Source organism: Streptomyces sp. LS-MS-L19, assembly GCF_058382285.1.
In genome coordinates, this window is record NZ_JBYCLL010000001.1 from 3455837 (window position 1) to 3479574 (window position 23738).

At 71.9% G+C, this 23738-nt stretch carries 20 protein-coding genes; 16 read left to right on the forward strand and 4 right to left on the reverse strand.

Annotation, left to right across the window (positions count from 1 at the left end; translation table 11 throughout):
- Window positions 1-39 precede the first annotated feature (39 nt).
- The gene (malQ, locus tag AC2XR2_RS15230) at window positions 40-2094 is read right to left on the reverse strand and encodes a 4-alpha-glucanotransferase (protein WP_491515309.1); all 2055 of its coding nucleotides are present in this window, start codon (window positions 2092-2094) and stop codon (window positions 40-42) included.
- On the reverse strand, window positions 2095-2343 hold the full coding sequence (locus tag AC2XR2_RS15235; RefSeq protein ID WP_330266885.1) for a hypothetical protein: 249 nt from the start codon (window positions 2341-2343) through the stop codon (window positions 2095-2097).
- Between the two features lie 163 nt (window positions 2344-2506).
- Between AC2XR2_RS15235 and AC2XR2_RS15240 the strand changes: the two genes are divergently transcribed.
- The 3 genes from AC2XR2_RS15240 to AC2XR2_RS15250 are packed head-to-tail and all read left to right on the forward strand — an operon-like array spanning window position 2507 to window position 5114.
- Window positions 2507-3040: a PadR family transcriptional regulator gene (locus AC2XR2_RS15240; protein WP_381302435.1), complete on the forward strand. Its 534-nt coding sequence runs from the start codon at window positions 2507-2509 to the stop codon at window positions 3038-3040.
- Window positions 3037-3735: an ABC transporter ATP-binding protein gene (locus AC2XR2_RS15245; RefSeq protein WP_391193424.1), complete on the forward strand. Its 699-nt coding sequence runs from the start codon at window positions 3037-3039 to the stop codon at window positions 3733-3735. Before AC2XR2_RS15240 ends, AC2XR2_RS15245 begins: the two co-directional genes overlap by 4 nt.
- Complete coding sequence (locus tag AC2XR2_RS15250; protein ID WP_491515310.1) at window positions 3732-5114, forward strand: FtsX-like permease family protein; 1383 nt, start codon at window positions 3732-3734, stop codon at window positions 5112-5114. The genes AC2XR2_RS15245 and AC2XR2_RS15250 overlap by 4 nt, the downstream gene beginning before the upstream one ends.
- Before the next feature lie 115 nt (window positions 5115-5229).
- On the opposite strand, the gene AC2XR2_RS15255 is transcribed toward AC2XR2_RS15250, so the two are convergent.
- Window positions 5230-5766, reverse strand: coding sequence for an HNH endonuclease (locus AC2XR2_RS15255; RefSeq protein ID WP_020116449.1), 537 nt, complete (start codon window positions 5764-5766; stop codon window positions 5230-5232).
- 282 nt (window positions 5767-6048) lie between these two features.
- Here AC2XR2_RS15255 and AC2XR2_RS15260 point away from each other — a divergent pair, with 282 nt between their 5' ends.
- The 8 genes from AC2XR2_RS15260 (at window position 6049) to AC2XR2_RS15295 (ending at window position 14984) form a co-directional block, all read left to right on the forward strand.
- Window positions 6049-7152 (forward strand): mechanosensitive ion channel family protein, encoded by a 1104-nt coding sequence (locus AC2XR2_RS15260; RefSeq protein ID WP_381302432.1) that lies wholly within the window; start codon window positions 6049-6051, stop codon window positions 7150-7152.
- Between the two features lie 130 nt (window positions 7153-7282).
- The gene (locus AC2XR2_RS15265; RefSeq protein WP_491515311.1) at window positions 7283-8122 is read left to right on the forward strand and encodes a hypothetical protein; all 840 of its coding nucleotides are present in this window, start codon (window positions 7283-7285) and stop codon (window positions 8120-8122) included.
- A 196-nt stretch (window positions 8123-8318) separates the two neighbouring features.
- Window positions 8319-9512, forward strand: a complete 1194-nt coding sequence (locus AC2XR2_RS15270; RefSeq protein WP_330266879.1) for an ROK family transcriptional regulator — start codon at window positions 8319-8321, stop codon at window positions 9510-9512.
- A gap of 54 nt (window positions 9513-9566) precedes the next feature.
- Window positions 9567-10910 (forward strand): ABC transporter substrate-binding protein, encoded by a 1344-nt coding sequence (locus tag AC2XR2_RS15275; protein ID WP_449351257.1) that lies wholly within the window; start codon window positions 9567-9569, stop codon window positions 10908-10910.
- Between the two features lie 2 nt (window positions 10911-10912).
- Window positions 10913-11854 (forward strand): carbohydrate ABC transporter permease, encoded by a 942-nt coding sequence (locus tag AC2XR2_RS15280; RefSeq protein WP_491515312.1) that lies wholly within the window; start codon window positions 10913-10915, stop codon window positions 11852-11854.
- 2 nt (window positions 11855-11856) lie between these two features.
- Window positions 11857-12750 (forward strand): carbohydrate ABC transporter permease, encoded by an 894-nt coding sequence (locus tag AC2XR2_RS15285; protein WP_381302426.1) that lies wholly within the window; start codon window positions 11857-11859, stop codon window positions 12748-12750.
- A 6-nt stretch (window positions 12751-12756) separates the two neighbouring features.
- The gene (locus tag AC2XR2_RS15290; RefSeq protein ID WP_491515313.1) at window positions 12757-14022 is read left to right on the forward strand and encodes a 6-phospho-beta-glucosidase; all 1266 of its coding nucleotides are present in this window, start codon (window positions 12757-12759) and stop codon (window positions 14020-14022) included.
- Window positions 14013-14984 (forward strand): N-acetylglucosamine kinase, encoded by a 972-nt coding sequence (locus AC2XR2_RS15295; RefSeq protein ID WP_491515314.1) that lies wholly within the window; start codon window positions 14013-14015, stop codon window positions 14982-14984. Before AC2XR2_RS15290 ends, AC2XR2_RS15295 begins: the two co-directional genes overlap by 10 nt.
- On the opposite strand, the gene AC2XR2_RS15300 is transcribed toward AC2XR2_RS15295, so the two are convergent.
- A complete protein-coding gene (locus AC2XR2_RS15300) occupies window positions 14972-15571 on the reverse strand; it encodes an AAA family ATPase (protein WP_491515315.1) in 600 nt (199 codons plus the stop codon). The genes AC2XR2_RS15295 and AC2XR2_RS15300 overlap by 13 nt on opposite strands.
- Window positions 15572-15818: 247 nt before the next feature.
- Here AC2XR2_RS15300 and AC2XR2_RS15305 point away from each other — a divergent pair, with 247 nt between their 5' ends.
- Genes AC2XR2_RS15305 through AC2XR2_RS15325 form a run of 5 tightly spaced genes read left to right on the forward strand, consistent with a single transcriptional unit; the run spans window position 15819 to window position 23714 of the window.
- A complete protein-coding gene (locus AC2XR2_RS15305; RefSeq protein WP_491515316.1) occupies window positions 15819-17234 on the forward strand; it encodes a GlnX family signal transduction membrane protein in 1416 nt (471 codons plus the stop codon).
- A gap of 14 nt (window positions 17235-17248) precedes the next feature.
- Window positions 17249-18313, forward strand: coding sequence for a glutamate ABC transporter substrate-binding protein (locus AC2XR2_RS15310; RefSeq protein WP_381302420.1), 1065 nt, complete (start codon window positions 17249-17251; stop codon window positions 18311-18313).
- Between the two features lie 56 nt (window positions 18314-18369).
- A complete protein-coding gene (locus AC2XR2_RS15315; protein ID WP_491515317.1) occupies window positions 18370-19704 on the forward strand; it encodes a coiled-coil domain-containing protein in 1335 nt (444 codons plus the stop codon).
- Window positions 19701-22376, forward strand: coding sequence for a serine/threonine-protein kinase (locus AC2XR2_RS15320; RefSeq protein ID WP_491515318.1), 2676 nt, complete (start codon window positions 19701-19703; stop codon window positions 22374-22376). Before AC2XR2_RS15315 ends, AC2XR2_RS15320 begins: the two co-directional genes overlap by 4 nt.
- Window positions 22377-23714, forward strand: coding sequence for a PP2C family protein-serine/threonine phosphatase (locus tag AC2XR2_RS15325; protein WP_463311103.1), 1338 nt, complete (start codon window positions 22377-22379; stop codon window positions 23712-23714). It begins immediately after the preceding gene.
- Window positions 23715-23738: the final 24 nt, after the last annotated feature.

Consider the following 23738-nt stretch of genomic DNA (forward strand, 5'->3'; position numbering starts at 1 on the left):
AGCGCCCCGCACTGCACCCGCCCAGGAGCGTGGGTCGTCCTACGGCGCCCGCAGCACCTCCACCAACGCGTGCAACCGAGCCGACGCCGCCAGGTCCTCCAGCGTCACCGCCCGCCCCTCCCCGTCGGCGATCGGCAGCCGCCAGTTCGGATACTGGTCCCACGTCCCTGGCAGGTTCTGCGGCCTCCGGTCCCCCACCGTGTCCGGCAGCCAGACGCCCACCATCCGGGCCGGGGTGTGCAGCAGGAACCGGTGGACGGCCTGGATCTGGGCCTCCTCCGAGGAGGGGTCGGCGCCGCCGCCCGTGCCGTGCAGCAGACCGAGACGGGCCAGCAGCTCCAGCCACTCGCCCGTGTCCGCGGCGGCCTCCGCCCGCTCCTCCTCCAGCGGCCGCGTCAGCAGCCCCAGGCCGTCCCGGAGTTCCACGTGCTCCCCGGTGAGCCGGGACGCGGTGGGCGGCAGGTCGTGCGTGGTCGCGGTGGCGAGGCAGTCCGCCCGCCACCGCTCCGGCGGCAGCGGACGCCCGTCCCCCTCCCAGTCCCGCTCGAACCACAGCACCGACGTCCCCAGCACCCCCCGCTCGCGCAGCACCTCCCGCACCCCGGGCTCCACGGTCCCGAGGTCCTCCCCGATCACCAGCGCCCCGGCCCGCGAGGCCTCCAGGACGAGCACGGCGAGCATGGCCTCCGCGTCGTAGCGGACATATGTCCCCTCGGTGGGCGGATGCCCCTGCGGGACCCACCACAGCCGGAACAGGCCCATGACGTGGTCGATGCGCAGCGCGCCGGCGTACCGGAACAGGGCCCGCAGCAGTTGCCGGTACGGCGCGTAGCCGGACTCCGCCAGCCGGTCCGGGCGCCACGGGGGCAGCCCCCAGTCCTGCCCGCGGGCGTTGAAGGCGTCCGGAGGCGCTCCTACGGACATCCCGGCGGCGAAGTACGCCTGCTGGGCCCAGGCGTCCGCGCCCTCGGGGTGCACGCCCACCGCGAGGTCGTGGACGAGGCCCACCGGCATCCCCGCCTCCCGCGCGGCCCGCTGGGCGGCGGTGAGCTGGCTCTCGGTGAGCCAGGCGAGGCGGGAGAAGAAGTCGACGCGGTCCATCAGCTCACCGCGGGCGCGGGCGGTCTCGGCGGACCGCGGGTCCCGGAGACCGGCAGGCCAGCCGCGCCAGTCGGAGCCGTGCGCCTCCGCCAGCGCACACCAGGTCGCGTGGTCCTCCAGTGCCTGCCCGCCCTCGGCGAGATAGTCGGCGTAGGCGGAGCGCCGGCCGGGCCCGAGCGGGACCTCGCGGACGAGTTCGAGCGCCTCCCGCTTGAGCTCCCACACCGCGTCCCGGTCGATCAGCGCGCCCTTCTCCAGCACCGCTTCCCGCAGCCGCTCGGCCCGCTCCCGCAGGGCCCCGAGCCGGTCGGCGTCGGCGACATGGGCGTACTCGGGGATGTCCTCGATCCGCAGGTGCACCGGGTCGGGGAAGCGCCGCGAGGAGGGCCGGTAGGGGGAGGGGTCGGTGGGGGCGCCGGGCACGGCCGCGTGCAGCGGGTTGACCTGCACGAAGCCGGCGCCCAGGGCGCGTCCCGCCCAGGAGGTCAGTTCGGCGAGGTCGCCGAGGTCGCCCATGCCCCAGGAGCGGTGCGAGAGCAGGGAGTAGAGCTGGACGAGGAGGCCGTACGACCGTCCCGGCGCCGCGGGCAGCCGCGGCGGGGCCACGATCAGGTGGGCGTCGGCGGTGCGGCCGTCGGGCGCGGTGGCGGTCAACCGGTGGATGCCGGGCGGGAGTTGTTCGGCGGCGGTGTGCGTCTCGCCCTGTTCGGTCAGGATGCGCAGCCGGGTGCCCGCGGGCAGGTCGGCCACGAACGCGGGCGGGCTGCCGCTCCAGCACACCACCGTCGGCGGCAGCAGACGCGCGCGCAGCTCACGCTCCCGGGCCGCGAGGGCCCCGGCCGGGTCGCCCGCGTCGACGCCCAGCGCGGCCAGGGCCAGCGTGACGGCGGTGGCGGAGGCGGCGACCGTACGGTCCGGGGAGGGCTGGTAGGAGGTGGCGATGCCGTAGGACTCGGCGAGCCGGGTCAGCTCCGGACCGGGGGGCGCCGCCATCTAGGGCTCCAGGTGGGCGTAGGACCCGCCGGTCGGGAAGGCCTCCGCGTACGCGTCGGACTCGCTGGTCAGGTGGGCCGCGTCGGCGAGGGGCGGTTCGCTGGTGAGGGGCTCGGCGTCGGGCAGGGGTGGTTCGCTGGTGAGGGGGGTCTCGGTGCAGGCGCCCTCGGCGCTGAAGACACAGAAGTGGTCAGCGGGCGCCTCGGGTTTGGACAGGGCCGAGAGCAGGAGCTGTGCCGATGCGGCCACGGGGGCCTCCTTGTCGAGTACGACGACGGGGGTTACCGCAGCCCTACCCAGTGGACGCGGCGGCAGACGTGCGGGAGGGGAGAACGTGCTGTTCGTCATGTTCCGCGGGCTCTTCGTTGATCACTATTCACTCAGTACATGTACGTGATGCATACTGATCGCCATGAGCACCCGTCACATCCTGCTGGGGCTGCTCGCCGGTGGGCCGAGCCATGGCTACGACCTCAAGCGACGCCACGACGACCGTTTCCCGGAGGCCCGTCCGCTCGCCTACGGGCAGGTCTACACGACCCTGCAACGCCTGGTGCGGGACGGTCTCGCCGAGGTCGACGGCACCGACTCGGACGGCGGCCCGGAGCGCACGAAGTACCGCGCGACCGAAGAGGGGGCGCGCGAGCTGGCGGACTGGGCCGGCCGGATCGCTCCGCCCGCGCCCTTCGTGACGAACGAGATCTTCGCCAAGGTCGTCGTCTCGATCCTGGCCGGCGGCGACCCGGACGCCTATCTCAGGGCCCAGCGCGCCGCCCACATGGCGCGCATGCGGGAGCTCACCGCGGTCAAGACCGCCCCGGGGGCCGACCTCGCGACCGTGCTCTCGGCGGACTACGCCCTCAACCACCTCGACGCCGACCTCCGCTGGATGACCACCACGGCGGCCCGGCTCACCACTTTGACGGCCGAGGTCGCCTCGGCATGAGCGACAAGGGGAACACTTCGGTGCCACTTCTCGAAGGGCGCGATCTCGGCAAGACGTACGGCAGGACGGACGCCCTGCGGGGTGCCTCCCTGCGCCTGGACGCCGGCGAGATCCTCGCCGTGACCGGCACCAGCGGCAGCGGGAAGTCGACGCTGCTGCACTGCCTGGCCGGGATCGTCCGCCCCGACACCGGTTCGGTGTCCTACGGCGGGGAGCGTCTCGACCGGCTGCCCGAACAGCGGCTGAGCGAGCTGCGCCGTACCGAGTTCGGCGTGGTCTTCCAGTTCGGCCAGCTGATCCCGGAGCTGACCGCGCTCGACAACGTGGCGCTGCCGCTGCTGCTCGCCGGTACCTCCCGCGCGGAGGCCCACGTCCGGGCCGGTGAGTGGCTGGAGCGGTTCGGCGTGCGCGGCCAGTCCGCGCTGCGTCCCGGCGAGATGAGCGGCGGCCAGGCCCAGCGGACCGCGCTGGCCCGGGCCCTGGTGACCGGGCCCGAGGTCGTCTTCGCCGACGAACCCACCGGCGCGCTGGACTCCCTGGCGAGCGAACAGGTCATGACCGCCCTGGTCCACACGGCCCGCGAGTCCGGTACGGCGGTGCTGCTGATCACCCATGACGCCCAGGTGGCGGCCTATGCGGACCGCGAGGTGCGGATCGCCGACGGGGCCGTGGTCCCGACGGGGGTGACGGCATGACGAGGGCCCACGGCGGTTCCCTGACCGCCGACCTGCGCATGGCCTGGCTGCTCACCCGCGGTTCCGACCGGCGGGAGTGGTGGCGGGTCGGGCTCACGGCGGTCGGGGCGGCGCTGGCGACCGGCATCGGGATGGCCGTCGTGGCGCTGAACTCGCTGGACGGGTACTACTCCGTGCCGTTCGGGGCCGGGCTGCTCGACTCCGCGAGCGACCGGCGCAACGCGAGCGCCGTGGCCGTGCTGCTGCTGATCCCGGTGCTCGGCTTCCTCGGGCAGTGCGCGCGGATCGGCGCGGTGCACCGGGACCGGCGACTGGCCGCGCTGCGGCTCGCGGGGGCCGGTCCCTGGCAGGTGCGGCGGATCGCGGCGCTGGAGTCGGGGCCGGCCTGTCTGGCGGGCTCGGTGGCGGCCGCGGCCGTGTTCGGCACGCTGCTGCTGCTCCTGTGGGAGCATCCCGCCCCTGCCATCTGGGCCGGTGTCGTGGTGGTGCCCGTGGTCGTGTCGGTGCTGGGCGCGGCCGTGAGCATGCTGTCGCTGTGGCGGGTGGTGGCCTCTCCTTTGGGCTGGGTACGACGGGTCCGGCCGACGTGGGGTCCGGGGCGGGCCCTGCGGGTGGGGATCGTGCTGCTCGGGGTCATGGCGCTGGGCGTGAGCGTGTCGTCGTTCGTGGGCGGTCCCGTCGACATCGCCCTCGGCCCGCCGGCGGTGTTCGCGGCCGTCCTGGTCGTCGGGCTCGCGACGGTGTCGCTGACCGGGACGGCGGCCCGGCGACTGGGCGGGGCCCTGGCCGCCCGCGCCCAGAGCCCGGCGGTGCTGATCGCGGCGGAACGGCTGCGGGACGACCCGTGGGCGGCGGCCCGTACCCACGCCTCGGTACTGCTGGTCACGGTCGTCGGAGCGGGCTTCGTGGGCGTGCGGCAGGTGCTGCTCACCACCCTGCACACCATGCGCCGGGAGGGCACGCTGGGAGCGGACATGGACTACTACACGACCGGCATCGACCTGACGGGCGCCGCGATCCTCGTCGCCCTCGCGCTGGTCCTGAGCGGACTCGCCGTCGGCACCGCGGAGTCCCTGGCCGCCCGGCGCCGGGGCCTGGCGGCCCAGGTCGCCGCCGGGGTGCCGTACCGGGTGCTGGCGAGGGCGCTGCTCCTGGAGACCGCGCTGCCACTGGCCCCCGCCGTACTGCTCGCCGGCGCGGGCGGCATGGGGATCAGCGTCTGGTACACCTCGCTGGCCTCGCGCAACACCCCCACCGAGGTGCCGTACGCCGCCCTCCTGGTCCCCCTCGTGATCTACGCGGCCTGTCTGCTGGCCGCCGCGACCTCACTGCCGCTGCTGCGCCGCTCGGTCCGGCCGGCGGAGCTGCGGTACGCGTGAGGGCGTGAAAGCGTCCGGTCCCGGAGGTACGGGGGGCCTCCGGGGCCGGATCCCCGCCGCGTGCGCGCGTCGCGTGTGCGAGCCGCGTGCGGCAACACAAAGGCCCGGATCGTGGTCAGGCTGAGATGCCGTCGATCCGGGCCATGGCGTCCTCCGCGCCGTACGGCTGCAAGTAGGGCAGCCAGCGCGGGTCCCTATGCCCGGTGCCGATGATGCGCCAGGCCAGACCGGTGGGTGGAGCGGGTTTGTGGCGCAGCCGCCAGCCGATCTCGAACAGGTGCCGGTCGGCCTTCACATGGTTGCAGCGGCGGCAGGACGCCACCACGTTGTCCCAGACGTGCTTGCCCCCGCGGCTGCGCGGGATGACGTGGTCGACGCTGGTTGCGACGCCACCGCAGTACATGCACCGGCCCCCGTCGCGCGCGAAGAGCGCTCTGCGGGTGAGAGGCACGGGACCTCGGTAAGGAACCCTGACGAACCTTTTGAGCCGGACCACGCTGGGTGCGGGGACTGTGACGGTCGCGCTGTGCATGAAGGCGCCGGATTCCTCCAGGGAGACCGCTTTGTTCTCCAGGACGAGGACGAGCGCGCGGCGGAGCGGTACGACGCCGAGGGGCTCGTACGACGCGTTGAGGACCAGGACATGCGGCACGGATGCCTCCTTGGGCGTCGGCGGCGCGTGGCTCGCGCCGGGACGATCTGAGGTCAGTCTCCCCTCTTGGCCGGGAGAAACGCCACCATGTCCCGGTAACGGGCTGGGAGTGTTTTCGACCACACCTTTCTTCATCCCCAGGTGAGGCCGGTCTCTCCCCCGGACATTGCAACGATCCCCACACGATGCACCGTTAGTGTGGTTGGTCTGCCGTACCGGTGACCTTTTCGTGACCTTGACCGCCCTGTCGGACGGCAGACGCAGCACCTGGAGGTACCTGCCGTGTCCTTGTCCGCCGTCCTACTGGCCGCGAGTCCGTCGCCGTCGCCGTCCCCCTCGGACACCTCGACGCCGGCCGTGCCGAGTCTCCAGGACGCCCAGGAAAGCGCCACGAACGCGGCCAGCTGGGTCGAGCAGAACTGGTCGACCTGGCTGGCGATCAGCCTGCGCGTCCTGCTGATCCTGGTGATCGCCGGGGTGCTGAGAATGGTCGTACGGCGGGCCATCACCAAGCTGATAGACCGGATGAACCGCACCGCGCAGGCGGTCGACGGCACCGCGATCGGCGGCCTGCTGGTCAACAACGAGCGGCGCAGGCAGCGCTCGCAGGCGATCGGCTCGGTGCTGCGCTCGGTGGCGAGCTTCATCATCATGGGCACGGCCGCCCTGATGGTCCTGGGCGCCTTCGAGATCAACCTGGCTCCGCTGCTGGCGTCGGCCGGTGTCGCGGGTGTGGCGATCGGTTTCGGCGCCCGCAACCTGGTCACGGACTTCCTCTCCGGGGTCTTCATGATCCTGGAGGACCAATACGGCGTCGGCGACAGCATCGACGCGGGCGTGGCCTCCGGCGAGGTCATCGAGGTCGGCCTCAGGGTGACCAAGCTGCGCGGCGACCAGGGCGAGATCTGGTACGTCCGCAACGGCGAGGTCAAGCGGATCGGCAACCTCTCCCAGGGCTGGGCGACGGCCGGCGTGGACGTGACCCTGCGGGCCTCCGAGGACCTCGACAAGGTGAAGCGGGTGCTGGGCGAGGTCGCCGAGAAGATGAGCAAGGAGGAGCCCTGGAACGAGCTCCTGTGGGGCCCGATCGAGGTGCTCGGCCTGGACAGCGTCCTGCTGGACTCCATGGTCGTGCGGGTCTCCGCCAAGACGATGCCGGGCAAGTCCCTCACGGTCGAGCGCGAGCTGCGCTGGCGCATCAAGCACGCCTTCGACGCGGCGGACATCCGCATCGTCGGCGGTGCGACGGTCCCCGCCGAGGAGGAGCCCGCCGACCCGACCGCCGCGGTGGCGGCCCCGTCCGTCTTCTCCAACTCCGAGTCCCCCCAGTCGGCGGCGGCCTCCCCGCTGGCCTCGGCCCCGGCCCAGCGTCCGGCGGCGAAGTAGGCCGAACTCTCACCGTCTTCACGTGAAGCGCGCATTCCCTCCACACGCATGATCATCTAGCGTCGCCCGCAGACGGGCCCTTGTTCTGGAGCGCAACGCCCAGGGGCCCGTTTCGAATGTGGGGAAACACATGAGAAAGCTCGCCATAGGCATCGCCGCGTCCGGTGCCCTGGCCCTGACCGGTCTGGTGGCCCCGGCCGCCTCGGCCGCCACCACCCCGAACCTCGTCTTCTCCGACGTCACCGTGAACAACGGGAAGGCGGTCACCGTCGGGACGACCGCCACCGTGAAGGTGCCGGTGACGTACACCCTGACCCGCCCCTCCGACCTGACGGTCGACTACAAGACCACCTTCGCCGGCGTCCTGCTCTACCGGGGCACGCTGAGCAGGATGGCGAACGAGATCGACCCCGAGGCCGTGCCCACCTGCACCGCGACCGCGACGACGGACACCACCGTCACCGAGTCGTGCAAGGAGATCCTGGCGATCGACCCCGGGGCCTCCCTGTACTCGGCCTCGGACGCCACCGCCTGGAAGGCGGCCGGCCTCTACAGCACGATCGACCAGGACGACGACGACTCGGACGGTCACATCAGCCTCGGCTACGACTACGACGCCTGGGGCCCCCTCGGCAGCGGCGTCCGGATCAAGCGCGCGGCGAAGCTCACCGCCGACGCGGCGCCCGAGCCGGTGAAGAAGGGGGCGACCCTCACGGTCACCGGCAAGCTCACCCGGGCCGACTGGGACAGCGGGAGGTACACCGGTTACGTCTCCCAGAAGGCCACCCTCCAGTTCCGCGCCAAGGGGGCGAGCGGCTACACCACCGTCAAGACGGTGACCTCCGGGACCGGCGGCGTCCTGAGGACGACCACGAAGGCCACCAAGGACGGTTACTACCGTTACGTCTTCGCGGGGACGACCACCACAGGCTCGGCGACGGCCGCGGGCGACTACGTGGACGTGCGGTAGCCACCGCCGCCCCTCCCCGCTCACTCTCAGCACCCCCCGCAGGTAACGACTCCGTTTCCTGCGGGGGTTCTTTGTTCAACCCCTCTTGACTCCCTGGTGGTCCATACCTATGTTCCCTACATCAGATAGGAAACCTTCCTAACAGTCTTCTTTCTCTAGAGTCGTCTTTTCCCTGTAGTCACGGAGAGGGGCACCCATGGCAGGCACACCACGCACACTGCGCGCCATGAACGACCGTGCCGCGCTCGACCTCCTGCTGGAGCACGGCCCCCTCTCCCGCACCCGGATCGGCAAGCTCACCGGCCTGTCCAAGCCGACCGCGTCCCAGCTCCTGGCCCGCCTGGAGGCGTCGGGGCTCGTCCTCGCCACCGGTACCAGCGAGGGCAGGCCGGGGCCCAACGCCCAGCTGTACGAGGTCGACCCGACCGCCGCGTACGCCGCCGGGCTCGACGTCACCCCCGAGCGCATCCTCGCCGCGGTCGCCGACATCACCGGCCGCACCGTGGGCTCCTACGAGCTCCCGACCCCGGGACGGCGGCCCACCCAGCCCGTCGTCCGGCAGGTCACCGACGCCCTCGACGGCGCGGTGAAGGCGGCCGGGCTCGCCCGCGGCGACGTCCACCGGCTCGTCATCGGCACCCCCGGCGCCTTCGACCCCAACACCGGCCGACTGCGCTACGCCTCCCACCTCCCCGGCTGGCACACCCCGGCCCTGCTCGACGAACTCGCCGCCGTCCTGCCGATGCCGGTCGAGTACGAGAACGACGTCAACCTCGTCGCCGTGGCCGAACAGCGGCTCGGGGCGGCCCGCGGACACGAGGACTTCGTGCTGCTGTGGAACGAGGGCGGTCTCGGTGCCGCCCTGGTCCTCGGCGGCCGGCTGCACCGCGGCTGGACCGGCGGCGCGGGGGAGGTAGGTTTCCTGCCGGTTCCCGGAGCACCTCTGGTGCGGCACGTCACCAAGGCCAACAGTGGTGGCTATCAGGAGCTCGCGGGCTCCCAGGCCATCCCGCACCTCGCCCGCGAGCTCGGTATGACGGACATCCCGTCCGGGCCGTACGCCGAGGCCGCCGCCGTCCTCGTGGCGCGTGCCGCCGCCGAGGACACCGTCCTCAACCGGCTGCTCCTGCAGACCTACGCCACCCGGCTGGCCACCGGTCTCGCCTCGCTCGTGTCCGTCCTCGACCCCGAACTCGTCGTCCTCAGCGGTGCCTCGCTCACCGCCGGCGGCGACACCCTGCGCGCCCTCGTCCAGGACGAGCTGGAGGAACTGGCAGCCTCCCGGCCCCGACTGGTCGTCGGCGACGTCCGAGAACACCCCGTGCTGCGCGGCGCCCTGGAGAGCGCGCTCGCGGCCACCCGCGACGAGGTCTTCGACACCTCTCGCTGACCCCCGAACTCCCCCACACCCTCACCTCACCGCCCGTCCCTGGGAGATCCCGTCATGCGCTCAGCCATACCCTCGTCCGCCCGGAAAGCGGCTTTTGCCCTGACCGTGTCCGCCGTGCTCGTCACCACCGCCTGTACCGGCCAGGCCTCCTCCGGCGCCGACGACGACGCGTCCAAGGAGACGACCATCAACTTCTGGCACGCCTGGAGCGCGGACTCCGAGGTGGCGGGAGTGAAGGCGCTGGTCGCCGGGTTCGAGAAGGCGCACCCCAACATCCACGTCAATGTCGTCGGCAACATGACCGACGACAAGATCAACCAGGCGCTGCGCACCGGCGGCAGCAAGGCCCCGGACGTCATCTCGTCGTTCACCACGAACAACGTGGGCAAGTTCTGCTCCTCGGGCGCGCTGGTCGACCTCAACCCCTTCTTCAAGAAGTCGGGCATCGACCCGGACACCACCTTCCCGGCCGCGATGAACCAGTACACCCAGTTCGACGGCGACCGCTGTGCCGCGCCACTCCTCGGTGACGCGTACGGGCTCTACTACAACAGGACGGCGTTCCAGAAGGCCGGGATCTCGAACCCGCCGAAGACCTGGTCCGAGTTCGCGACCGACGCCAAGAAGCTGACGATCCCCCAGGGCGACTCGTACAAGCAGCTCGGGTTCATGCCCAACTACCACGGCTGGGAGACGACGACCGAGCACTACCTGGGCCAGTTCTCGCCCACCTACTTCGACAAGGCGGGCAAGTCCACGATCGCCACCGACCCGGCCGTCGCCGCCGCGTTCACCACCCAGAAGAAGCTCGTCGACGAACTCGGCGGCTACCAGAAGCTGGAGAAGTACCGCGCGGGGCTCGGTGACGAGTGGGGCCCCAAGCACCCCTTCCAGACCGGCCAGGTCGCCATGCAGCTCGACGGTGAGTGGCGTCTCGGCATGGCCCTGGACGCCAAGCCCGGCTTCGAGATCGGCGTGGCCCCGCTGCCCGTCCCGGACGACCAGGCCGACCAGTACGGCAAGGGCTACATCACCGGCACCATCGCCGGCATCGCCGCCAACAGCACCAAGCAGAACGCGGCCTGGGAGTTCCTGAAGTACATCACCACGGACACCGACGCGGTGGTCGGCTTCTCCAACGCCATCCACAACGTGCCCTCGACGCTCGCGGCCCTGAAGTCCCCGAAGCTGAAGTACGACCCGCGCTTCAAGACCTTCCTCGACATCGCCGCCGACCCGAACTCGACGACCGCCCCCTCCTCGATCAACGGCGGTGTCTACCTCACCACCATCCAGGACCTCGGCTACGCCTACGAGAGCGGCAAGGTCACCGACCTGAAGAAGGGCCTCGCCGACGCGGCCAAGCAGATCGACACGGACATCGCGCAGGCGAAGTAGCGATGAGCACCATCACCCTGGCGTCGAAGCGCCGCCGGTCGGCGCTTCGCACGATCGCCTTCATGTCGCCCTGGCTGATCGGCTTCACGGTCTTCTTCGCCTACCCGCTGATCTCCACGGTCTACTTCTCGTTCATGCACTACGACGGCTTCAAGCCGCCGACCTGGAGCGGGACGAAGAACTGGACCTACGTCTTCAAGGACTACCCCTTCTTCTGGCCCGCCCTGCGCAACACCCTGTGGCTGGTCGTCGTGATGGTGTCGCTCCGGGTCGTCTTCGGACTCGGCGTCGGCATGCTCATCACGAAGATCAAGACGGGTACGGGGGTTTTCCGCACCCTCTTCTACCTGCCCTACCTGGCCCCGCCCGTCGCGGCCACCATGGCCTTCGCGTTCCTGCTCAACCCCGGTACGGGACCGGTCAACTCGATCCTGGAGAAGGTCGGCGTCCCGGCACCGGGCTGGTTCAACGACCCCACCTGGTCCAAGCCGGCCCTCACCCTGCTCGCCCTGTGGGGCATCGGCGACCTGATGGTCATCTTCATGGCCGCCCTGCTCGACGTGCCCCAGGAGCAGTACGAGGCGGCGGAGTTGGACGGGGTGTCGGCGTGGCAGCGGTTCCGGTTCGTCACCCTTCCCAACATCTCGCCGATCGTGATGTTCGCCGTGGTCACCGGCGTGATCCAGACCATGCAGTACTACACACAGCCGTTGATCGCCGGGAAGGTCGCCTCGGGGGTGATCCAGGGCGCGGGCACCCAGTTCGAGCCCGGCTACCCGGACAAGTCCACGCTGACCCTCCCCCAACTCGTGTACAACCTCGGCTTCCAGCGCTTCGACTACGGCTCCGCGTGTGTCGTCGCCCTCGTCCTCTTCGCCCTGTCGATGGTGTTCACCGCGTTCCTGATGCGGCGCCGGGGCGGTCTCATCCAGGCAGGTGACTGACCATGACCCAAGTACTGGAGCGGCCGGTGGAGTCGAAGACGCCGGCCTCGCCCGCCGAGCGCACCGCCCGGCGCCGGGCGGTGCTGGAGTGGGTGGCCATCCACTCCCTCGGCATCGCCGCCGCCCTCTTCTTCACGCTGCCCTTCGTGTTCGTGTTCCTGACCTCGCTGATGAGCGACACCCAGGCGCTGAGCCGGGACCTGATCCCGCACACCTGGGAGTGGGGCAACTACAAGCGGGTCTTCGACACCCCGGGTTTCCTGACCTGGTGGCGCAACACGCTGATCTACGCGGGACTGGGAACAGTCCTTACAGTCGTGTCGTCGGTGCCCGTGGCGTACGCGCTCGCCAAGTTCCGCTTCCGGGGCCGCAATCTCTCCCTGATGCTGGTGATCTCGATGATGATGCTGCCGCCGCAGGTCGTCATCATCCCGATGTACCTCTTCTGGGCGAAGCAGCTCGGCCTGTCGGGCACGCTGTGGCCGCTGATCATCCCGATGGCGTTCGGGGACGCGTTCTCGATCTTCCTGCTGCGGCAGTTCCTGATGACGATCCCCAACGAGTACGTGGACGCGGCGAAGGTCGACGGCTGCGGCGACCTGCGCACCCTGCTCAAGGTGGTCGTGCCCATGGCCAAGCCCGGGATCGCGGCCGTGGCGCTCTTCCAGTTCTTCTACGCCTGGAACGACTACTTCGGCCCGCAGATCTACGCCTCGGAGAACCAGAACGCCTGGACCCTCAGCTACGGCCTGGAGTCCTTCAAGGGCATGCACCACACCGACTGGAACCTCACCATGGCCGCGACCGTGCTGGTCATGGCCCCCGTGATCCTCGTGTTCTTCTTCGCGCAGAAGGCGTTCGTCGAGGGCGTCACGCTGACCGGAGTGAAGGGTTAACCGGATATGAAACTCACCGTGGTCGGCGGAGGCTCGACCTACACCCCCGAACTCATCGACGGCTTCGCCCGTCTGCGCGACACCCTGCCCGTCGAGGAACTCGTCCTCGTCGACCCGGCCGCCGAGCGCCTGGAGCTGGTCGGCGGGCTCGCCCGGCGCATCTTCGCCAAGCAGGGGCACACCGGCCGGATCACGACGACCACCGACCTGGACGCGGGCGTGGACGGTGCCGACGCCGTGCTCCTGCAACTGCGCGTCGGCGGCCAGGCGGCCCGTCAGCAGGACGAGACCTGGCCCCTGGAGTGCGGCTGCGTCGGCCAGGAGACCACCGGTGCGGGCGGCCTCGCCAAGGCGCTGCGCACCGTCCCGGTGGTCCTCGACATCGCCGAACGGGTCCGCCGCACCAACCCGGACGCCTGGATCATCGACTTCACCAACCCCGTCGGGATCGTCACCCGCGCCCTGCTCCAGGCCGGCCACAAGGCGGTCGGGCTGTGCAACGTGGCGATCGGCTTCCAGCGGAAGTTCGCCCGGCTGCTCGGCGTCACCCCCGCCGACGTCCACCTCGACCACGTGGGCCTCAACCACCTCACCTGGGAGACAGGGGTACGGCTCGGCGGCCCCGAGGGCGAGGACGTGCTGCCCAAGCTGCTCACCGGGCACGGCGAGACGATCGCCGCCGACCTGCACCTGCCGCGCCCGCTCCTGGACCGGCTCGGCGTGGTCCCGTCGTACTACCTGCGCTACTTCTACGCGCACGACGAGGTCGTACGGGAACTCGGCAGCAAGCCCTCCCGCGCGGCCGAAGTGGCCGCGATGGAAAGGCAGTTGCTGGACATGTACGGAGACCCCGCCCTCGACGAGAAGCCCGAGCTGCTCGCCAAGCGGGGCGGGGCCTACTACTCGGAGGCGGCGGTGGACCTCGCCGCCGGGCTGCTCGGCGGCGGCGGGAGCCCGTACCAGGTGGTCAACACCCTCAACCGGGGCACGCTGCCCTTCCTGCCCGACGACGCGGTGATCGAGGTGCAGGCGGCGGTGGGCCCCAAGGGGCCGACCCCGCTGGCGGTGCCCGCCGTGGACCCGCTGTTCGCGGGGCTGATGGCGAACGTCACGGCGTACGAGGACCTGGCGCTCACGGCCGCCCTGCGCGGGGGCCGCGAGCGGGTGTTCAAGGCGCTGCTCGCGCATCCCCTCGTCGGCCAGTACGCGTACGCCGAGGGCCTCACCGACCGACTGATCGCACACAACCGGGAGCATCTCGCGTGGGCCTGACCGCAAGCGTCCTCGCCGTCGACGCGGGCAACAGCAAGACCGACGTCGTGGTCGTGGCGGACGACGGAAGCGTCCTCGCCACGGCCCGCGGCGGCGGGTTCCGGCCGCCCGTGGTGGGCGTCGAGGCAGCCGTGGACACCCTCGCCGACGCGGTCGGGCGGGCCTTCGCCGCGGCCGGGGTGAGCTCGGTCGAGCACGTCTCGGCGTGTCTCGCCAACGCCGACTTCCCCGTCGAGGAGGAGCGGTTGGCGGCCGCGCTGCACGCACGCGCGTGGGGCGGGAGCGTCGAGGTCCGCAACGACACCTTCGCGATCCTGCGGTCCGGTGTCACCGAACCGCGCGGGGTCGCCGTGGTGTGCGGCGCGGGCATCAACTGCGTCGGCATGCGCCCCGACGGCCGTACCGCCCGCTTCCCCGCGCTCGGCCGGATCTCCGGCGACTGGGGCGGCGGCTGGGGCCTGGCCGAGGAGGCGCTGTGGCACGCGGCCCGCGCGGAGGACGGGCGGGGTCCCGCCACCGACCTCGCGCGCGTGCTCCCGGCCCACTTCGGGCTGCCGTCCATGTACGCCCTGATCGAGGCCCTGCACCTGGAGGACATCGCCCCCGTCCGACGCCACGAGCTGACACCGGTGCTGTTCGCCACGGCCGCCGCCGGCGACCCCGTGGCCCGCTCGCTCGTCGACCGCCTGGCCGACGAGGTGGTCGCCATGGCGACGGTGGCCCTGACCCGGCTCGACCTCCTCGACGAGGAGACCCCGGTCCTGCTCGGCGGCAGTGTCCTGGCGGCCCGGCACCCCCAACTCGACGACCGGATCGGGGAACTGCTCGCCGAACGGGCCCCGAAGGCCGTACCCCGGGTGGTGACCGCCTCCCCGGTGCTCGGCGCCGCCCTGCTGGGCCTGGACCGGGTGGCGGCGCCCCCGGAGGTGCAGGCGCGGGTCCGGGCGTACTACGAGGCCTGAGCGAGCACCGCGTCGGCCACCTCGGAGACGGACCTGTCCGTCCCGACGTCGACGCGGGTCAGGCCCAGCCGGTCGACGGCGTCCACCATCAGCGACTGGTACCGCATGCTGCGGGCCAGGAACTTGTCCATCAGGAACCTTTCCTGTTCGGTCGCTTCGTCGTAGCGCCCGCCCGCACGGATCCGGGCGCGTACGACGGACTCGTCGGCGGTGAGCCACACGGCGGCGGTGTACTGGGCGTCCAGGGCCGCGACCCGGTCCGGCCAGAGCGCGGAGCCCTCCAGGACCAGACCGGGGCCGGTGGCGTGTTCGGCGTGCTCGGCGATCAGTTCCTCGACGCGCGGCCACAGACGCTCGTAGTGGCCGAGGACCGAGTCGATCAACTCGTCGACGGCCAGCGTCGCGTAGTGCTCGGCCACATGCGGCGGCACCTCCCGCTCCGGCGTGCGCCAGGGCCGACCCGGGTGTCTCGCCAGCAGATCCGTCGACCGGTGCGCGAAGCCGAGCCGCTCGGCGACCGCCCCGGCGACCGTGGACTTACCGGTATTCGACGTTCCGCCGATCATCACCACTCGCACCCCGCGCACGACGGCGACCCTACGCGCCCCCGGGGGGAACCGAACCGATTCCGGCGGCGTATTCATGGGCAAGGGGTGGTGCGGGGGGCGCGACCGGGCGGGCGATCCACTGCGATCCGATCAAGATCGCGTGAAGCCCGGTGCGGATGTCGGTCCCGGCAGCGATACTTGCGGCGACGGATGACCATGGGGGAGGTCAAAAGTGACACACCCGCCGAAGAGCAGAACGGCACCACCGGGTTCCGGGGTGCCCACGATGCCGTCCGTGCCACCGCAGCCGGCCGGACCGTCACCCGTCACGGAGCCGCCCCCGCCCGCACCGGCGGCCGAGGTGCCCGTCCGCCGCCGTACGGCCTTCGCGGAGGGCTTCGACCAGGTGCGCGCGGCCGCGACCACCGAGCCGGGGAGGCTGCGGATCATCGGCGCGGGACTCGCCCTGCTCGTGATCCTCTTCGGCGCGGTGACCGCCTGGCAGACCAACGACCGGGCCGTGGCCGCGGACGACGTGCTGCACAAGAGCCAGCCCCTCAGCAGCGCCGCCGCCGACATCTACCTGTACCTGGCCGACGCCAACACCACGGCCTCCAGCGGCTTCCTCGCCGGCGGCCAGGAGTCGGCCGACTCCCGCAAGCGGTACGAGCGGGACATCGCCCAGGCCGCGGCCGGTCTGGTCAGGGCGGCCTCGAACTCCGACCCGGACTCCCCCGCCGCGAAGACCGTGGCCGAGCTCAACACCCTGCTGCCGCAGTACAAGGGGCTGGTGGAGCAGGCCCGCACGTACAACCGCCAGGGCTTCCCGGTCGGCGGCGCCTATCTGCGCTACGCCAACGAGAAGATGCAGCAGAAGATGCTCCCGAAGGCGCAGAACCTCTACACGAGCGAGAACCAGCGGCTGCGCACCGACTACTCCGACGCCACGCCCTACCCGTGGGCCGCGATCGGCCTCGGCGTCCTCGCGCTCGCCGGGCTCGCCTGGGCCCAGCAGCGCAACTACCGGCGCACCAACCGGGTCCTCAACCACGGCCTGGTCGCCGCCACCGCGACGGCCACGGTGGTCCTGCTGTGGCTGGTCGTCGGCCACAGCTTCGCGCGCGCCGGCCTGAACGCCTCCTACGACCACGGGGTGCGCTCGCTCAACGTGCTGCACGACGCCCGGATCGCCTCCCTGAAGGCGCGCGGCAACGAGAACCTCACACTGGTGGCCCGGGGCGCGGAGACGAAGGTCGTGACGGACGCGCAGGGCAAGGAGACCACCTACGACGCCTACGACTACGCCTTCAACCAGGACATGGACGACCTCGGCAAGGGCCTCGCCGAGGCGTCGAAGCTGGCCGACGACAGCATCGGCAGGGAGCCGGTCACGACGGCCGAGGGCAACATGACGGTGTGGAAGCAGCGCCACAAAACGGCCCGCGACAGGGACAACGACGGCAACTACGCAGAGGCGCTGGCCCGGGTCATAGGCGACAAGGGCGCGACGCGCGAGTGCTTCGACAGTGTCGACCACAACCTCGACGTCGCGCTGAAACACGAGGAGAAGGAGTTCAAGCGGTCGGCCGGTGACGGTCTGGACGCGATGACCGGCCTGTCCGTGGGTGCCGCCGTCCTGGCCGTGCTGGGCGCCGCGGGCGCCGTCCTCGGCATCGGGCGCAGGCTGTCGGAGTACCGGTGAGAGGGGGCGTGACGATGCGGATGCGTGGACGTGTGCGGGCCGGTCTCAAGGGCTGGGGCGGTGTCGGGGCGATGGCGGTCGTCTGCGCCCTGGTGCTCGCCTTCGCGCTGCTGCTGCCGTCGGCCCGGCCCCAGGGCGGCGGCACCGACACCGGAGGTCAGGGGGTGGCCCACGCCGAGCAGGCGGCGGACGCCAAGGCGTGCGACGACCCCTCGATCAAGGCACATCCGGAGTACCAGACGCTGGCTCCGAGCCCCGCCGACGGCACGACCATAGAGAAGATCAAGGCCCGGAAGGGCGCGCAGCGCAAGCTGTGGGTCGGCGTGGACCAGAACAGCTACCGCTGGGGCTACCGCAACCCCAACGGCGGGACCGACGCCGACCTGGAGGGCTTCGACATCGACCTGGTGCACCGGATCGCGCAGGACATCCTCGGCGACCCGAACGCCGTGCTGTTCAAGGCGATCCCGACCAACCAGCGCATCCCGGCGATACAGGCGGGCTATGTCGACATGGTCGTCCGCACGATGACGATCACCTGCAAGCGCCTGGACGACGTGGCGTTCTCCGCGCCGTACTTCAAGACCGGCCAGCAGGTCCTCGCCCCCAAGTCCTCGAAGATCACGGGCTACAACCCCACCCTGGCGGGAAAGAAGGTCTGCGTGGCGCAGGGCTCGACCGCCCTCTCCAACCTGGAGGACGACGAGAAGACGAAGAAGTACGTCGCCGCCGAGGACATCACGAAGGTCCCCAACCAGCTCGACTGCCTCGTCAGGCTCCAGCTCGGCGAGGTGGACGCCGTGGTCACCGACGGCGCGCTGGGCGCCAGCCAGGCCGCCCAGGACCCCACGGTCGAGCTGAAGGACCCGCAGGGCCCCTTCACCACCGAGTACTACGGCGTGGCGATGAAGAAGGGCGCCGACGATCTGGTGAGCCGGGTCAACCAGATCCTGGTGGACTACCGCAAGGACACCACGGGCGGCTGGCAGGCGTCGTACAAGAAGTGGCTGTCCGCCACACTGAGGGGAGGACCGGCCGAGTCGGAGCCGCCGCCACCCAAGTACCTGCGCACGAGCTGACGAACCGTCGAAGACGAACAACCACTGGGCAACCCTTCAGCAGCGAGAGGTGATCGATGGGCGTCACGGGACCCCCCGGGCCGGTGATGGACCGGGACGAGGTGGACCGTGCGCTGGCGCGGCTCGGCGCGGAGCACGAGGCCATCGAGACCTCGCTCCTCGCCCTCCAGGACCACGCGGGCCGCAGACTCCTGGAAGGTGCCGACCTCACCGGCGTGACCAAGGAGCGCTGGGAGTCCGCCGACGCCTCGATCACCCTGCTGTGGGCGTACTTCGACGCGTACACGGACGCCCTGCGCTCGGCCCGTGAGATCCGCTCCCGCCGCCGCTGGTCCAGCCGCGAGGACCTGGTCGAGCTGACGGAGCTGCTGCGCGGCGAGGCCGTCACGGTCGCCGGCTCGGCCACCGCCACGGCCAACGCGCCGACACTGCAAGGCGGTTCGAGCAAGCTCAGCGAGCAGTTCACCCTCGTCACCCTCGTGGAGCGGATGAACGAGCTGTACGCCACGAGCCTGGACATCGTGGTCGCCGCCGACGCGGTGTGGTCGGCGCTGCCCGCCCGCATCGACCTGCTGTCCGCCGAACTCCAGCGCACCCGCAGGCTCGCGCACTCCGTCGGCGTCCGCCCCGGCGAACACCCGGCCGGCGACGACCTGGAGCGCATCACGCGCACGCTGACCTCGCTGCGCGAGCAGGTGATCTCCGACCCCCTCGCCTTCTGGCAGCGCGCACAGGGCAGTTCGGCGCCCGGGGGCGGCCGGCCGGACACCACGGCGTACGACCGTGAGGCGCGCGCCCTGGAGGACGTGCGCCGCGAGATCGACGCCGTGCTCACCGTCCGGCAGGACGCGGAGGCCCGGCTGGTCAAGCTGCGCGATGTGCTCTCCCGCGCGGACCGCACCCTCGCCGAGGCGCGCACCGCGCGCGGCGAGGTCCTCGCCAAGATCGCCGCCACCGAGGTGCCGGTGGTCAGCGGACCGCCGACCGCCCTCCAGGAGCAGTTGGCGACCGCCGCCGAGTACCGCAGACACGCCCAGTGGCACCGCCTGTCCCCGCTCCTGGAGTCCCTGGAGCAGAAGGCGGAGGACGAACTGCTGCGCGCCCGCGAGTCGTTGACCGCGGTGACCGCGCCGCTCGCGGTCCGTGCGGAGCTGCGCGGCCGCCTCGACGCGTACAAGGCGAAGGTGGCCCGGCACGGCCTGGCCGAGGACCCGTTCCTGATCGAGCGCTACGACGCGGCCCGGCGGATGCTGTGGAGCGCGCCCTGCGACCTGCGGGTCGCCGAACAGGCCGTGCTGCGCTACCAGCACGCGGCCGCCGAACTGCTGGGCCCGCCGCGGGTGCCGCAGCAGAGCGGTCCCGAGGACCGTAGGGGGGAGTCGACGTCATGAGTCAGGAACAGCAGCCCTGCCAGCGGCCCGGCTGCGACGGCACGTACGAGGACATGGGCGGCGGGGAACTGTACTGCGACACCTGCGGCCTCGCGCCGGTGGTCTCGGGCAGCGGCCGGACCGGGTCGGGTCCCAGTGGCGGCACGGGAGAGGGCAAGGACTCACCGGGCAGCGGCAGTTCACGCTCCACCAGCCGCGGTTCCTCGCGTACGTCGTCGCACTCGTCGAAGTCCCGGCGCTCGGTGTCCGGACGGCTGTCGCGCTCGGTCTCCGGGAGGTCCACGGGCCGTTCGGTGTCGGTGCGCAGCTCCGGCTCGTCGGCCGGTTCGACCGGGCGGGGCCGGCTCGGCGCGGGCCTGGTCGAGGTGCCCGGGGTGCCGCGGCCCGACCCGCGCGGGATGGTGCTGGAGAACCCGGAGGTGCCCGAGCGCAAGCGGTTCTGCTCGCGCTCCGACTGCGGGGCGCCGGTGGGCCGTTCCCGCGGGGACCGGTCCGGTCGTACGGAGGGTTTCTGCACCAAGTGCGGCCACCCGTACTCCTTCGTGCCGAAGCTGAAGTCCGGCGACATCGTGCACGGCCAGTACGAGGTCGCGGGCTGTCTGGCGCACGGCGGGCTGGGCTGGGTCTACCTCGCCGTGGACCGCGCCGTGTCCGACCGGTGGGTGGTCCTCAAGGGCCTCCTGGACACCGGCGACCAGGACGCGATGGCGGCCGCGATCTCCGAGCGGCGCTTCCTCGCGGAGATCGAGCACGCCAACATCGTGCGGATCTACAACTTCGTCGAGCACCTCGACCAGCGCACCGGCTCCCTCGACGGCTACATCGTCATGGAGTACGTAGGCGGCAAGTCGCTCAAGGAGATCGCCAACGGCCGCCGCTCGGCCGACGGCAAGCGGGACCCGCTGCCGGTGGAGCAGGCCTGCGCCTACGGCATCGAGGCCCTGGAGGCGCTCGGCCACCTGCACAGCCGCAACCTCCTGTACTGCGACTTCAAGGTCGACAACGCCATCCAGACCGAGGACCAGCTCAAGCTGATCGACATGGGCGCGGTGCGCAGGATGGACGACGAGGAGTCGGCCATCTACGGCACGGTCGGCTACCAGGCCCCCGAGGTCGCGGAGGTCGGCCCGTCGATCGCCTCCGACCTCTACACCGTCGGCCGCACCCTGGCGGTCCTGACCTTCGACTTCCAGGGGTACACCAACGTCTTCGTCGACTCGCTGCCCGACCCGGACAACATCGAGGTCTTCCGCCGGTACGAGTCCTTCTACCGTCTGCTGGTCCGCGCCACCGACCCCGACCCGGCCCGCCGTTTCGCCTCGGCCCAGGAGATGTCGGAGCAGCTGACGGGTGTGCTGCGCGAGGTGGTCTCGCTGCAGACGGGCCGCGCGCGGCCCAGCCTGTCGACCCTGTTCGGTCCCGAAGTGCGGGTCACCGACACGGAGTTGTTCCCGAAGCTGGACGGCGAGGTGTCCCGGCTGGGAGGCCGGGTGGCACCGCCGGCGCGGTGGAGCCTCAGGTCCGCCGCCCGCACCTCGGCGGCCGCCGCGCTTCCCGGCGGTACGGGAAGCGCCGCCCCGCCGCCCGGTCCCGGCACGGGGAGCGCCGGACCGCCCGGCGCCGGTGCGGGAGGCTCCGGACTGCCCGGCAACGGCAATGGAGGCGCGGGTCTGCCCGCTGTCGGCCCGGAAGGCGCCGTACGACCCGGCCGCGGAGCCCTCACCGCCCTCGTCAAGCCGGCCGACGCGCCCGTCGCCGCCCTCGCGCTGCCCGTCCCGCACGTCGATCCCGCCGACCCCAACGCCGGTTTCCTCGCCGGGCTCATGACCACCGCGCCCGCCGAGCTGCTCGGCGCCCTTTCGGCCGCGCCGGCGGCGTCCGCGGAGACCCGGCTCAGGCAGGTGCGGGCCTGGCTGGAGAACGGCGACGCGCACACCGCCGACGAGGCGCTGCGGCACCTGGAGGACGAACGGCCCGACGACTGGCGGGTGGTCTGGTACCGGGGCGTCGCGGCCCTGGTGACCGGCGACCACGAGGCCGCCGCGCTCGCCTTCGACGCGATCTACGACGCCTTCCCGGGCGAGCCCGCGCCCAAGCTCGCCCTCGGCCTGTGCGCGGAGGTGCTCGGCCAGCTCGACAACGCCGCCGAGTACTACGGCCTGGTCTGGTCGACCGACCCCAGCTATGTGAGCGCCGCGTTCGGCCTGGCCCGCGTACAACTGGCGACCGGGGACCGCCGTAGCGCCGTGAAGACGCTGGAGTCGGTGCCGGAGTCCTCCATCCACTACACCGCCGCCCGGGTGGCCGCCGTCCGCGCGCGGCTGCGTGGACGCACCGCGACCGCGGGCGACGTACCCTTCCTGGACGACCTGACCGCCGCCGCCGGACAGGTCGAGGCGCTGGACGCGTACGGACTGGATCCGGCGCGGCGCGAGCAGTTGTCCGCGGAGGTGCTGGGCTCGGCCCTGGACTGGATACTCTCCGGTGGCCAGGACCCCGGGCCCCCCGCCGCCGGGGGACGGGCGCTGCTCGGCAGCGGACTGGACGAGCGAGGACTGCGCTTCGGCCTGGAGCGTTGTTACCGCACGCTGGCCCGGCTGGCGCGGGGCGGCGAGGAGAGGATCGACCTGGTGGAACGAGCAAACCGTTACCGCCCCCGGACGTGGGTGTAGTTGATGTCGCAGATGCCCCAGCTGTCCGCCTGCCCGAGCTGTGAGGAACCCCTCGAATCGGGTGACCGTTTCTGCGGTGCGTGCGGATACGACCTGTCCGCCGTGCCGGCACGGCCGGACGACAGCCCGACGCTCGCCATGAACGGCGCCCCGCCGGGCGGCCCCTGGCCCGAGGGCCGGCTCCCCGCGGCCGAGCTCCACCGCCCCGCGGACCCGCACGGCGCCGGTGCCGCCGAGCACGTACTGCCCGGTTCCGCCGAGCACCGGCTGCCCCCACCGCCGCCGCAGCAGGGGCCGGTCCTGGGATCGCCGGTCTCCCCCGCCTCCGGGGTGCGCTTCGACCGGGCGCCGGAGCCCGACGAGTACCCCCTCCAGGCGCCGGACCCGCGCGTGGCCGCGGGACCGGCCACCCCTGCCGAAGGAACCAAGGTGTGCGTGGCCTGCCGGGCCGGTCGCGTCGACGACGACGGCTACTGCGAGAACTGCGGGCACGCCCAGCCCCGCGAGCGCGACCACATGGAGCAGGAGGCCGGTCCGATCGCCGCGGTGAGCGACCGCGGCCTGCGCCACCACCGCAACGAGGACGCCTTCACCCTCGGCAACACCCTCCTGCCCGACGGCACGCCCGCGACCTTCGCGGTCGTCTGCGACGGCGTGTCCTCCGCGACCCGCCCCGACGACGCCTCCCTGGCCGCCTCCCGCGCCGCCGCCGACGCCCTGCTGGCCGCCCTGCCCCGGGGCACCCACCCCCAGCAGGCCATGCACGAGGCGATCGTCGCCGCCTCCCGCGCGGTCAACTCCCTGGCCGACGAGCCCGCCACGGCCCGCGAGCACCAGCCGCACCAGAACGCCCCCGCGTGCACCATCGTCGGCTCGGTCGTCACCCCGAGCCTGCTGATCGTCGGCTGGGTCGGCGACAGCCGGGTCTACTGGGTGCCCACGGACCGCAGTTCACCCCCGGCCCGGCTCACCGAGGACGACTCCTGGGCCGCGCAGATGGTCGCCGCGGGCCTGATGAACGAGGCCGAGGCGTACGCCGACGAGCGCGCCCACGCGATCACCGGGTGGCTCGGCGCGGACGCCTACGAACTCGACCCGCACACCGCTTCCTTCAAGCCGGACCGGCCTGGTGTGGTGGTGGTGTGCACCGACGGTCTGTGGAACTACGCGGAGGCGGCGGAGGAGATGGCGGAGGCCGTACCGGCCGACGCCGCCGCGCGCCCGCTGCACAGCGCCCGGGTCCTGGTCGGCCACGCCCTGGACGGCGGGGGCCACGACAACGTAACAGTGGCCGTCGTGCCGTTCCCGACCCCTTCGCAGGGGGCAGGATCGGCCTGAGGCCGACAGCACGCACGGGGATGC